Origin of the sequence: Quyinboa mangrovi (assembly GCF_042219825.1) — a bacterium.
Classification (GTDB): Bacteria; Bacteroidota; Bacteroidia; order Bacteroidales; family UBA5342; genus JBHJHP01.
This window is the reverse complement of sequence record NZ_JBHJHQ010000008.1, coordinates 228,153-242,030: the sequence shown is the minus strand read 5'-3', so window position 1 is coordinate 242,030 and position 13,878 is coordinate 228,153. Positions and strand designations below refer to the sequence as shown.

At 40.3% G+C, this 13,878-nt stretch carries 7 protein-coding genes; 2 read left to right on the top strand and 5 right to left on the bottom strand.

Features of this window, described 5'->3' with window-relative positions; genetic code table 11:
- Window positions 1–14 precede the first annotated feature (14 nt).
- The 3 genes from ACE1ET_RS17395 to ACE1ET_RS17385 all read right to left on the bottom strand — a co-directional run bounded on the left by ACE1ET_RS17395 (window position 15) and on the right by ACE1ET_RS17385 (window position 5,518).
- Window positions 15–3,200 carry a SusC/RagA family TonB-linked outer membrane protein gene (locus tag ACE1ET_RS17395; protein WP_375729701.1) on the bottom strand — a complete coding sequence of 1,062 codons (3,186 nt, stop codon included), beginning with the start codon at window positions 3,198–3,200 and terminating at the stop codon, window positions 15–17.
- A gap of 75 nt (window positions 3,201–3,275) precedes the next feature.
- Window positions 3,276–4,163, bottom strand: a complete 888-nt coding sequence (locus ACE1ET_RS17390; protein WP_375729700.1) for a carbohydrate kinase family protein — start codon at window positions 4,161–4,163, stop codon at window positions 3,276–3,278.
- Window positions 4,160–5,518 carry a sugar porter family MFS transporter gene (locus ACE1ET_RS17385; protein ID WP_375729699.1) on the bottom strand — a complete coding sequence of 453 codons (1,359 nt, stop codon included), beginning with the start codon at window positions 5,516–5,518 and terminating at the stop codon, window positions 4,160–4,162. The genes ACE1ET_RS17390 and ACE1ET_RS17385 overlap by 4 nt, the downstream gene beginning before the upstream one ends.
- Before the next feature lie 256 nt (window positions 5,519–5,774).
- On the opposite strand from ACE1ET_RS17385, the gene ACE1ET_RS17380 reads away from it, so the two are divergent.
- Window positions 5,775–8,546: a hybrid sensor histidine kinase/response regulator transcription factor gene (locus ACE1ET_RS17380; RefSeq protein ID WP_375729698.1), complete on the top strand. Its 2,772-nt coding sequence runs from the start codon at window positions 5,775–5,777 to the stop codon at window positions 8,544–8,546.
- A 131-nt stretch (window positions 8,547–8,677) separates the two neighbouring features.
- Here ACE1ET_RS17380 and ACE1ET_RS17375 read toward each other — a convergent pair whose 3' ends face one another.
- Both ACE1ET_RS17375 and ACE1ET_RS17370 read right to left on the bottom strand, forming a co-directional pair.
- A complete protein-coding gene (locus ACE1ET_RS17375) occupies window positions 8,678–10,072 on the bottom strand; it encodes a SusD/RagB family nutrient-binding outer membrane lipoprotein (protein ID WP_375729697.1) in 1,395 nt (464 codons plus the stop codon).
- Window positions 10,073–10,084: 12 nt separating this feature from the next.
- Window positions 10,085–13,198: a SusC/RagA family TonB-linked outer membrane protein gene (locus ACE1ET_RS17370; protein WP_375729696.1), complete on the bottom strand. Its 3,114-nt coding sequence runs from the start codon at window positions 13,196–13,198 to the stop codon at window positions 10,085–10,087.
- Between the two features lie 313 nt (window positions 13,199–13,511).
- Between ACE1ET_RS17370 and ACE1ET_RS17365 the strand changes: the two genes are divergently transcribed.
- Entirely contained in the window at window positions 13,512–13,868 is a 357-nt protein-coding gene (locus tag ACE1ET_RS17365; RefSeq protein WP_375729695.1) for a hypothetical protein, read from the top strand.
- Window positions 13,869–13,878 lie beyond the last annotated feature (10 nt).

Sequence of the window (13,878 nt, the reverse complement as noted above, 5' to 3'; positions counted from 1 at the left end):
TTTGAGTTTTAATATTAGTTAATTGATAAGTTTACTCCAAATGAAAAGGAGGTTGGAACAGGAATGGTATTTATATCTGTTCGTTCTGGATCAGGTCCCTGAAAGTCTTTGCTTTTAAGCCAGAACAAATTTTCAGCCATCAGGTATATTCTTAAGTTTTCGATGTGTGCATTTTGCAAGGTTGCTTTTGGAAAACTGTAACCTAACTGTAAATTTCTCATTTTAAAATAAGAGGCGTTTACGTATAAATAATCTGATGTTCTTGTTTCATTGTTATTATCAGATAAACTTAATGCGGGAACAGTTGAAGTTGGATTCTGTGGAGTCCAGGCTCTGAATACTCCTGTACCTACATTGTCTCTTCCTCGTATAAAATCATTATAAAAAGTATATGGATCATAGCCGGTTTTACCCGCAACACCTGACCCGAATAATGATAAGTCAAAGTTTTTGTAGTATAAGTCAACGCGCAGACTGTATTCCAGTTTTGGCAATAGTGTGCCTAAAAATTCCTGATCAAGTGCATCAATTTTTCCGTCTTTATTTAAGTCTTTATATCGTATGCGTCCGGGTGCGGCTCCAACCTGCGTTGCATGGGCATCAACCTCTTGTTGATTTTGGAAAATTCCATCCGTTACAAATCCAAAAATTGATAATTCTGAATGACCTAAAACAGTTTGCTCCGAGTTCCCTGGATAAGCAGTACGTACTTCTTCCGGTAATTCTGTTATTCTATCCGCAAAATGGCTTGCACTTCCAATGATTTCATAAGAAAAATCAGTGTTGACTTTTTTTCGATAACTTAATGAGAATTCCCAACCGTTATTGATCTTGGTCGCACCATTTAAGAACTGTTGTTGTCCTTCACCTAATGCGGATGCAACAGGAGGCTGAATAAGAATGTCTTTTGTTTTACGCGTGTACCAATCGAACGAGCCAATAATGTCGCTATTGAATAACCCAAAATCGATACCTATGTTTAATTCATCTGTTGTCTCCCAACGTAATCCCGGATTTGCAGCTTGAACCGATACAAAACCGGATGGAAGGTTGCCGGAATCAGCACCACTTAACGAATAGGCGGAACCTACATTCCAGTAATCATCGAAAAAGTCGTTATGGTTGATGGAGGAAACCTGATTGGCTGTCGCTCCGTAGCGTGGTTCAAAAAGCCCCAGACTTGCAAAATCACCAACATCCTGATTGCCAACACTACCGGCACCAACACGAAATTTTAAATTGGAAAGTTTATCTACATTTTTTAAGAAGTCTTCTTCGCTGATCCTCCATCCGAATGTGGCGGCAGGGAAGAAACCAAAACGATTGTCTTTCCCAAACCTGGAAGATCCATCCCTGCGCAGTGTTAAGGACGCTAAATATTTTTCTGCATAATTATAATCAATTTTACCAAACTGAGAGAATAAACGACTTCCGGTAGCGGTTCCAAAACTGTTCCCATTACTTGTTCCTGCGCTTAATACAAAGAAGTCTTCAGTTTGCGTAGAGAATCCTTCCTTATAACCTGTAAAATCCTGGAAATCATCACTAACAGCCTCAACCCCTATTAAAAATCCAAATTTGTTTTTATCCAGATTTAAACTATATCTTGCAGTATTTGACCAGGTAACATTTGTGAAATCGCTATTATATATTCGCATGTAGTTTACACTTCTGGCAATAAAACCATTTGTAAAACTTGGTTCTATATCTTTATCTTTCACCATTGAATAGTCAATTCCAAGAGTTGATCGGATTATTAAGTTCTTAATCGGCTCTAACTGTGCGAAAACACTTCCAAATAAATAGGAGCGGTTTGTATTATCCCAGCGGTTGAGATATTGCATAAATACCGGATTATTTCGATCTGAGTATCCTGATCCGATAGGCCCGCCAAATTCTCCAGTAGCGGTATACAATGGAATAGTCGGAACCAGGGTGACAGCTAATCCCGGTGTCGGTGAACTTCCAAGATCCGGAGTTTCAAGTGTTTCATTTGAGGTTACAACTTGTGTGTTAATTCCAAAACTAAGTCTGTCATTTAATAATTTGGTTTGAGCATTTATTCTTGCCGTAATCCTGTCATAATTGGTATATTTCAACATACCGGTATTTTTAATATGCCCCAGATTCATTAAAACTGATGATTTATCTGTGCCACCCGAAACTGTTAATTCATTATTGATTACATAGCCTGTTTCGTAGGTTACGTCCTGCCAGTCTGTATCTCCAGCCGGAACATTTCTGTCACCTCCAACATATGGTTGTACTGTTACACTATTTAAAACAGGATTGTTGTAATCACCGTTCCAGTCAAAATTATAAATCTCACCATATCCACCCGCAGGATCAACGCCGTCATTTACAGATGCCTGCCAAAGTGCACGTCCACGATCAACAGCATTTAACATTTTAAAACGTTGTGGTTTTTCTGTCTGGACAGAGAAATTTGAGTTTAGTTGAACATTAACCTTCCCTTTCATGTCAGAACCATTTTTCGTTGTAACGATAACAACGCCATTGGATGCTCGTGAACCATAAATGGATGAAGCCGATGCATCTTTTAAAACCTGAACTGATACAATTGATCCTGCGCTCAATCCCTGAAAAACCTCTGGTCTTTTAGTTGGCACCCCATCAATTATATACAAAGGATTGTTATCACCGAGGGTGTTGACACCACGAATAAGAATTCTGCTGTTTGTGCCGGTTGGAGTTCCTGTTTTTTCAATATAAAGTCCCGGAACTCTGCCCTGTAGAGCTTGCATCGGGTTTCCTGAACTTAAACTAGCATCTTTAATGGATTCCATTTTTACAACTTCAACTGCACCGGTTAGGTCTGCTTTACGCTGACTTTGATATCCAACTGCAACAACCTCTTCAAGTCCAATTGCATCTTGCTTCATTTGTACGTCAATTGTCGTCTGACCATTGATTAATACTTCCTGAGTTAGCATCCCAACATACTTAAATACCAAGGTTCCATTTTCAGGAATATTATTGAGGATGTATTTCCCATCAAGATCCGTGATTGTTCCCAGGGAGGTCCCCTTAACAACAATATTCACCCCAGGAATTGTGGTTTTGTCTCCTGCGTCAGTAACAGTTCCGGTTACTGAAATTGTTTGAGCAAGCAAATTTGTTGAGCATAAGAGTAATATGCCTAACAAAAAAGTCAATTTTAATGTGTTTTTCTGTCTCATAGAATTATCTTATTGGTTAATAAATTTTTTCTCATTTCTGTATGAATAATTTTTATTCTGAAAAGGTGTAGCATTTTATTGTCTGATGTTTTCGATTTCCAATTGACTGTATGAGGGCGTAGCTCCGTTTTTTGATGCTACCAGAGCTCCGGTTGCACAGGCGTAATCCAGGCTTTCCTCAGGGACTTTCTCTGAAATCAGGGAATAAATGTACCCGGCAAGGAATGCATCACCGGCGCCAACCGGGTCAAAGGCATTAACTTTGTAGCCTTTGTGCACGTATAATCTCCCATTCTGATAAAGCAAAGCTCCTTGTTCTCCACGTGTTACACTTACTGCTTTTAATTCCATTTCTTTTGCAATCCATTTCATTAGTTGTGGAATTGTATCATTTTGGTTAAACCAAGATCCTATTGTCATAATTTCTTCATCGTTCAGTTTTAGAATGTCAGCTTTTTTTAATAATGGAATAATGACTTCAGAATCTGTGTATGGTGGGCGCAGGTTGACATCCATAATTTTTATCATGTCTTTTCTTAGAAGGTTCTGTAAAGTTTTTCGTGTTTTAATATTTCGCGAGGCAAGACTGCCATATACTATATAATTACATCCATCTGCAATCTGTACTAGTTCATCTGATAATGTTATGTTATCCCATGCCACGGGTTCACAAATTTCAAAACTGGCGTGTTGTCCATCAATATGAACCAAAACTTTACTGGTCTCAAGCATTTCATCTTTGAAAATAAGATCAGTGTTTAGTCCCGATCCCCGCATAAATTCTATAAGCATCCGTCCGTGTTCATCATTCCCGGTTTTACTTACCATTGCAACATCAAGTCCGAAATTTTTAAGGTGTAATGCTACATTCATAGGGGCTCCACCCGGTTTTTCTCCGGTTGGCAACATGTCCCAAAGTACTTCACCAAAACACAATATTTTTGATCCCTCTGATTTCATCATGCTGATTTTTTAGTTCTGATTTCAAAATATTCCTGTATATCTTCCAGTGATTTTCCTTTGGTTTCTGGTAATACGCGCCATGCAAAAAAGAAATGAATGACCATCATCACAGCAAAAAATGCAAAAGAGGGACCTCCACCGATAGTTGGCATTTTTGCAAATACCGGAAATCCCCAAATTAAGGCTGCTGCAAATATCCAGTGTGTGAATGTGCCAAGCGCCTGTCCTTTTGAACGGACTTTATTCGGGAAGATCTCGGAGATAACCACCCACAATACAGCTCCCTGTGAAAATGCAAAAAAGGCAATGAATCCCATCAGATAAATCATGACACCATAACCTCCCAGTTCTGAGAAATTGTTGGTGAAAAATGCTTTTGACAACATGCCAAGGAAGAAAACCATGCCAACAGATCCAATCATCAGCAGGGTACGTCTGCCATAGCGGTCAATTAAAAAGAGTGCCACAAAAGTGAATAACAGATTGGTTGCACCTATAGAAATGGACTGAAGTAGGGAGGAGTTAGTGCCAAACCCGGCCATTTCAAACACACGCGGCGCATATATCATAATGGCATTAATGCCGGCCAGTTGGTTAAAGGCAGCCATTAGAATAGCTATCATAATCGGGTATTTATTCTCCTTGACAAACAATTTGCCGTGAGCCATCTTTAGCTCTGTTTCAACCGAAGTTTTTACAATTTCTACTTCTTTTGCAGGATCTTCCGCTTTAATACGTTCAAATACCTGTAGGGCCTCATCAATGCGGTTTTGATTGATCAACCATCGCGGACTTTCTGGAACTATCCTGAGGAGGAGGAAAAAAGAGGCGGCAGGAATTGCTTCCACACCGATCATCCATCGCCATGCCCCGGTTTCTATGATCTGTGCAAGTATATAATTGACCAAAAAGGCCAGAAAAATGGAGGTAACTACAAAAAACTGGTTCATGAGAACAAGCCGTCCACGTTTTTTTGCTGGTGATATTTCAGCAATAAACATCGGTGTTACAACAGAGATACTGCCCAGCAAAATACCTGTTACGAACCTGAAGAATAAAAGCATGGCCCAGTTGAATGAAAATGCACTTCCAAGTGCTGAAAACGTAAATAACCCGGAAAGAAGAATAAGTGAATTTCGTCTGCCAAATTTCTCTGCAGGTTTGCCAATTAAAAGTGTTCCTATTATGGTTCCTATGATGGCAACTGCTACGGTAAACCCGAGCCAGAAGTTATTGAGGTTAAACAACTCCTCCAATTGGGCTGTCGTCCCGGACATCATTGCAATATCATAACCAAAAAGAAAACCACCCATGGCAATTATAATGGCAGTTAAAAAAACGCTTTGTTGTTTCATAATGTATTGGATTAAAACACTGACCCAAAAGTATGGACAAAGCAGAAATTTGACTTTGAATCATGATACAAATCTTTGAAATTATGTAACATTATCGGCTTGAAAAACAGCATATTTGTACCTATGTTACATGAATATCACATATGATACATACGTCTTGGTTAAATCAATTCTTTTTACATTTTATCAGGTCAATCGGGCTGTTAATCGTTTAAAATTATTATTTTCACAAAGCATTATAAGAGAACAAAATTAAATGACGAAGAAACTATCGACCATATTTCTTTTCATCTTTTTCTTCTCATTCTTTAGTCTTTCATCGAAAGAAAAATTTACTATTGGTTTTTCGCAGTGTGGGCAAAGAGATAACTGGCGACTTAAAATGGAATCTGAGATGGAGAGAGAATTGCTATTTCATCCGGATTTGTCAATTATCGTAAAGCAAGCGTTAGACAATAGTGAAATGCAAATAAGACAGATCGATGAACTTATGAATATGGACATTGATCTTTTAATTGTTTCACCCAATGAAATCAATCCTGTACAAAAGGCAATTGAAAAGGTATATCAAAAAGGTATACCGGTTATTCTGATTGATCGTCGAATAGATTCAGAAAGCTTTACCGCATACGTTGGTGGAGACAATTATGAAATAGGACAATTTGCGGCCGAATATATTGCAAGAAAATTAAATTACACGGGTAAGACCTTGGAAATCCAGGGGGCTCAAACAATATCCGCCGCCGTAGAAAGGAGCAAAGGTTTCAATGATGGTCTTGATAAATATCCGGACTTAATTAATGTTTACAAGATCCATTCTTTTTGGAATGAAAAAATTATTTCTGACAGTTTGCCATCTGGGTTAAAACAACATCCCAACATAGATGCAATATTTGCATTTAACGATGATCTTGCTATTAATGCGGTTGAAGTGCTGAAAAAAAATAACTATTCGTCCAATTTAATTATAGTTGGGGTGGATGGACTACCAACTCCGAATGGTGGAATTGAAATGGTTGAAAACGGAACTTTAACTGCAACAATAATTTACCCAACCGGAGGAAAAGAGTCTATACTGTTAGCATCAAAAATTCTTCATGGAGAACCATTTGAAAAATACAATTCCCTTCCCTCAACAATTGTAGATGAATCGAATGTTAAAATTACCCGTCGTCAATTTCAAAATATCTCGGAGCTACAAACAGATATTAATAAATCAATGAACATGCTGAAGATATTAAACGGAAGATACCATGTTCAGCAAGTACTTCTGTTTGTTCTAGCGGTTTTATTTATTGTAATGATTGTTTTACTTGTTATGTATCTTTCTGCAAATAAGAAGCTCAAACAATCAAATATTAATCTGGAAAAGCAAAAAAATGAGATTTCTTCTCAAAATACAGAACTCCTCAGATTAACTGATGAACTGGAAGAGGCAACACAAGCCAAACTTCGATTCTTTACCAACATTTCTCATGAGTTTAGAACACCACTCACTCTTATACTAGGTCCATTGGAGAATATGATCGATTCCGCAGACATTCCAGAACGTTTTAGAATGCAGGTTTCTATGATGCACCGAAATTCACTTCGTCTGTTACACATGATCAATCAATTGATGGATTTCAGGAAAATTGAAAACAGTAAAATGCAATTACATGCAGCAAATTATGACATTGTTGATTTTTTGCGTGAAATTATAACATCTTTTTCTGATTTGGCCGAAAAGAAGCAGATATCGCTCCTGTTTGACTCTGAAAAAAGTAGCTTAAATGTATGGTTTGACTATGACAAACTTGATAAAGTTATCTTTAACCTGCTCTCAAATGCAATTAAATTCACTTCAGTCAATGGAACAATAAAGATCAGTTTAAAGGTTTCAAAACCCTTGATAAATAAGATTTGGAATCAGGAAATAGAAATTAAAGTTTCTGATACAGGTAGCGGTATTCCAACTGATCAAATTGATCATATCTTTGATCGTTTTTATCAGGCTGAAAACTCATCTGGAAATATGGGAACTGGATTAGGACTTTCACTTTCAAAAGAGTTTGTTGACCTCCATCATGGAGATATTAACGTTAAAAGTAAATTAGGGGAAGGAACAATCTTTATCATTCGATTGCCGGTGGGCGATAAGCATCTTACCGAACAGGTAAAAATTAAATCATCGGGAAATCGCCCAGTGGGTCACAAACCTAAAAGACGTGACGAAATCTATATTAATCCGGTTCTGGACAATGAAGAAAAAAATATTGAAGTTGATTTTGGTGAAAAGCAAACTATTCTTTTAGTTGAAGACGAAAAAGATGTACGTGAATATATAAAAGATAGTTTGAACTATTATTACAATATTATAGAAGCTGAAAATGGTAAAAAGGCTCTTGATCTGATACGTGAAGATGAACCTGACATTATTATTAGCGATGTTATGATGCCTGAAATGGATGGAATGGAACTAACCCGCACCCTGAAGAATGATTTAAAAACCTGTCATATCCCTATTATTCTCCTTACAGCAAGGGCTTCACAAGAGCAAAAGTTTGAAGGTCTGGAAGAAGGTGCCGATTCATACATCCCCAAACCGTTTAACAGTAAACATTTGCAAATCAGGGTAAAAAAGTTACTAGAACTTCGAGAAAAAATACAGGAACGTTATAAAGGTCAGTTGCTAATTGAAGAAAACGATAGCGATCTTTCTAAACTTGATCGTAAATTTCTCAATAAAATCTCACAAATAGTTGAAGAACATCTCGAAAAAGAAGAGTTAACTGTAGAAGAATTAAGTCAAAGGTTGGGTCTTTCAAGAGTTCATGTTTATAGAAAGATTAAAAAGTTGACCGGGATGTCAGTCAGCGAATTTGTTCGCTCCGTGAAATTGAAATTATCATTAAATCTGATTAAAACAAGTGGGAAAACTATTTCTGAGATTGCCTATGAAGTAGGTTTTTCATCACCATCATATTTCACGAAATGTTTTAAGGATCAGTTTGGGATTTCACCCAGCGAATTTGAGAAAGGGAAGTAATTACTGGTTCTGTCTAATTCTTGCATAAATTCAAAGGGACATTCAACACCAGATTATTACAGTAGATAAGCTTTACCTGTAAGTGGTTATAAATATGAAAGGGCACGATTAAGTGCCCTTTCGTGTGTTTCCTACTCTGCAAACCAGGGTTTGATATAGTTGTTGTTTACGACTATGGCGTTGCTGTTATAGTTACGTTCGCTGATACAGGTCGGGTATCGGAAAGGTATACCGTTCTGATTGGCGAGCGGATCGGGATTAGGAGTAAGAACCGGATAACCTGTTCTGCGCCAGTCTGTCCATACTTCCAGCTGTGTAAACATGGCATCATATTTATTAAGGATGATCGTCTCAAGATTGATGTCTGTAGCGGTCAGAGAAGCTATGGCAGTAACAAATTCTTCCGGGGCATCAGCTCCTGTAGCCCATAAAACAGATGCTTTTATTCCATCGTTACAAGCCTGGGCTGCCAGGTCGTTACTTCCTTTTCTTAACAGAGCTTCGGCTTCCAGGAATTTGACTTCAAAAGATGTGACCAAAGGAACCGGTTGGGCGGAAGCGTTAAACAGCGGACCAATTTCACTGGCTTCGAGTACAGGTGTACGCGTGTCAATTCCAGAAGGGGTGTAATTCCCGTTGGCATCTTCAGCACAGTAAAATGGTAATCTTGGGTCGCTATTCGCTTTGAGCCGGTCTACCAGGTAGGCTCCCATGCCCATATATCCGGGACGTAACACATAAAAGGCATACCACTGGTTGGCATTGTTTGCCGTTTCACCAAAAACAGCCATGGCATTATCAGCTTCCTCTGTCATCCCAAACTGCAGACAATAAAGTACACTGTCTGCACTGTAGGCGTAGTGTTTACTGACCCGGTTGAAGTAGCGTGCCTTAAGTGTCCATGCCAGTTTAATCCATTTCTCTGCATCTCCTCCGAAAATGAGGTCATCCGACCCGGGAAGAAGCAGGTTAGCACTTTCTGGTTTACTCAATTCTGTAATGGCCTGACTCAATAGGTTCTGGGCCTGTTGATAAACCATTTCCTGTGTATCGTATTCCGGATTCAGGTTTTCCAGTCCCTTAATGGCCTGAGAAAACGGAATATCTCCCCAAATGTCGCTGGTGTAAGCACCGGCCCAGGCTTTCAGGATCAAACCTATTCCTTTGTAATACGGATTTACACCTTCTGCCTTGTCGATAAGGTCACAGGCCGGATCAAGCCAATCGGTATAGATGGATTCCCAGTCGTTCTGGTTGTCGCCTTCAAAGATCCGGTAGCGCGCATGTTCCTCCAGGGACTGGTCTTTTAAGCCAGCCTGGCTTTGCATGAAAACAGATGTTTCGCGGGCCATTTCACCTGTTACATTTCCGAACAGGGCAACCTCGGCAGCCGTTAGCAGGTTCGCCTCAGGTACCACAGACGGGTCATTGGGCGAAACATCGTATCCTTCGATGTAACTCTCTGTACATCCTGTAGTGAGTGCCAAAGCACAAACTATTCCTATTGTGAATTTTAAGATTTTCATATGTGCGGTTTTTTAAAAGTTTACTTTTACACTGAACAGATATGATTTGGTACCTGGCATATTGAAGTAATCGAAACCATTCAGATTCGATCCGGCACCGGTCAGGCTTGTTTCAGGGTCAACACCGGGATAATCGGTTTTTAACCATAAATTACGACCTGTTGCTGTGAGTGTGATGTCTTTAATGTAGTTTGAAACAGCGCCTTTTGTACGGTATTTATACGACAGGGAAAGGTCGCGTAACCGGATCCATGATCCGTCGTAACGCGCATTTTCACCGGGTCCCCAATCCCCAAGTACATAGCGGTAATAATCCTCCTTGGTGATGGGAACATCGTTAGGAGTGCCATCTTCTTTCACACCTTCCACGATGATTGTTCCTTCGCGGTCGGCTGTGATAGCTGTACGTCCTATCTGGTTTAAACGGGCGATGGTGCCACCCCACAGATCGCCACCCTGACGAATATCCAGCAGGAAGCTGAGACTCAGATTCTGATACTGAAATGTATTCCGGATATTGGCCATCCAGTCAGGAAACGGGTTTCCAACATAGCCTCTGTTATCAGCGATAATAGGATACCCTTCAGCATCACAGACCATCAGTCCATTATCATCGCGTAACCACATATCGGAATACAACGCACCGTAAGGTTTTCCAACAATTGCATATGAACCGAATCCGGTAAATGCTGATTCTATCTCAATTTCTTTGACCACGGGATTGCCTTCAGCATCAACGGCATCGTTCAGTTTAAGAACTTCATTAACGTTTCGGCTGAAGTTGCCAATAATGTCCCAGCGGAACTGAGCTGATTTAACCGGTGTTATACCTAGCGTGAGCTCTATACCTTTGTTTACCATTTCTCCGGAGTTCTCCCAGATGTACTGGTAGCCTGAGGTTGAGGCAATCGGGCGCTGAACCAGAATATCTGTTGTGGTCTGATGATAATAAGTAATGTCAGTGTAAAGCCTTCCGTTAAAGAACCGTAGGTCGAGACCACCTTCAATACCTGTAGTCAACTCTGGTCGCAACTCATCGTTACCCATGGTTGCCGCTCTTGTAAATCCGTTCTGACCAAGGTAAGGCCAGCCCAGACCGTTTGTCATACCGGCTGCTACAGAAGGTTGCGTATAATAGGTCTGAGTTCGGTACGCTTCATACGTATATTTATAAGCCTGGGGATTGTTCCCTGCTTTTGCCCAGCCAAGTCTGGCTTTACCAAAACTGAGGATATTGTTTTCCGGTAATACTTCAGAGAATACAAATGAACCGGTAACAGAAGGATAGAAGAAATCTTTTTTCGCACTACCCAGGGTTGATGCCCATTCATTTCGTCCGGTCACATTCAGGAATAACATATCCTGCCATTCCAGATCTGCGATAAAAAATAATGCTGCTGTTCTTACAGTATATTGTTCTTCGTAACTGTAAAGGTCGGAGCCATTGCTCAGGTTATAAAAGTCAGGCGCAGACAGATTCCTCGCTCTTCCGAACAGGTTCTGGTAGAACTGTTCATTCAGGTTATGACCCAGACTTAAATTCCCCAGTAAATTTTTCCCGAATTTGTGTTTTGCGGAGAGGATAAAGTTGGAGTAGAATTCGCGGTTGCGTTTCATGTTTTCCGTTACTTCACCTAAGCCATCACCTGCGTCTCCACCGTTTGAACCCAGTGCGATTATTCCCTTCCTGGAATCCGTATAAAAGTCAATTCCTACTTTATAATCCAGGGTCAGCCATTTGTAATTGTAGTTGAAACCGGTATTTCCCATAAACCTGTCCTGGCTGTTTTTGAACGTGTTGTTATAAGCTGACCAATACGGGTTGTCAAAGTAGTCGATGTACTTTCTTTGAACGCCTTCGGGCGTTTCATAACCGCCTTCTGCCGGATCGTTCAGATTATAGCTCACCGGTGTTCTGAATAATGAAAGCATAAGACCGGCGAGGTTACTACCTTTTTGTGCTTTGTTTCCTCCGGATTTAACATATGCCGCGGTTCCGTTTATTTTTAAGCCTGGAGCCACATCGGCATCGCCGGTTAAACGTACAGATGTACGGTCGTAATACGTATTTGGTACAATTCCTTCGAGGCTTGAATTACCAATGGATAATCTGACGGAACCTTTTTCGTCACCTCCGGATACCGAAAAGTTATGAATGTGTGATATGCCAGTCTGAAAAAAGTTATCGACATTATCTGTTGGCTGAATGCCTAAGTCTGATAGTTTGGCACCCCAACTCACATACGTATCCATACCGAATTCTCCATTGCTGCCCTGTGAATACACATTCTGAAATTCGGGAAGTTTGTTCACCTCAGATAATTCCAGGGAATAATCGTATGATGCCCTGATTTTACCCTTGGATCCGCGTTTGGTCGTGTAAACAATGGCGCCGTTTGCTGCCCTTACACCATACAGCGCTGCTGCAGCCGGACCTTTAAGTATGGTTACACTTGCCACATCAGCCGGGTTAATGTCCAGCGCACCGTTTGACGGGTCTACACCTTCCAGGTCCTTGTTGTAAGGGTTGTCTCCGGCAACAGTCTGAATGGTGGAATTGTCAATAGGAACACCATCTACAACAATCAACGGCTGGTTATTGCCGGTAAACGACGAACTTCCGCGGATGATGATCTTACTGGAAGCTCCCGGTACGCCGGCAGAACTTACCACCTGAACCCCTGAAGCTTTGGCGGACAAGGCCTGAATGGCATTCTGCTCGCCTGATTTCATAATGTCATCAGATGAAACCTGGGAGGTGGCGTAACCCAATGCTTTGGCTTCACGCTTAATCCCCATAGCAGTGACTACGAGTTCTTCAATGTTGATGTTGGCTGGTTGCAGGGTCACGTTTAAAACGGTTTTACTGCTTACATCTACGTATTGTGTCTCCATTCCCACAAATGAAAACACCAGGACTTTTGCATTGGCAGGTACCTCAATGGAATATTTCCCATCAATATCAGTGATGGAGCCGGAAGAGGTGCCTTCCAAAACTACTGTTACACCTGGTATAGGTGAATTGTCTTCCGCAGAAGTAACAACACCTGTAACAGTCCTTACCTGTCCTTTAAATGTAAAGGACATCAGAATTCCTAATAGGAGTAAAAAGGTCTTTAGTCGCATGTCTCGTTTTTTTAAGTTAACTGTTAAAATTAGTTAACCTATTGATATTGCAGAGGTTATATCAGCGTGCGGTCTTTTTTGATACGTATACAGTTATTGTACCTTGATTATGGGCTTACCCTGATTGTGAATTGCTGTTTGTACTGCTAAACAGGTATTTGGTTGATTTGAGAACTGCGCGACAAGCGAGGGCTTCGTTTGTAACGAAACCCTCGCTAAGCAATCGAAGCGTGAAGCTCTCGGTAAAAAATCATAACATCTTGGTATTTCCAACGGGAATACGCGCTCTATCTTTGTAGTGAAATCTTAAAGGATGAGAGTTAAAGCGTTACATAGAGCCATCTCCTGTTTTTTGCTTGCAGCATTTACCATGTATGTGGTAACCCAAACGGTATACCTGCATACACATAAGTTGCCTGACGGAACTGTAATCACACATGCTCATCCATACAATAAAACAACAGAACAAACACCGTTTAAAACACATCATCATACATCGGTAGATTTTATGATGCTGCATCACCTTCACCTTTTATTCTTTGTGCTTCTAAGCTTTGCATTTGCACAGATTGCGAAAACGCATCTGATTCGTTTAGCCGATCTGTTCAGAAATGTAATGACACCATTTTCTGCTTCCGTATTGGGCAGAGCTCCTCCAAGCTTTACCTGACATATTCTCT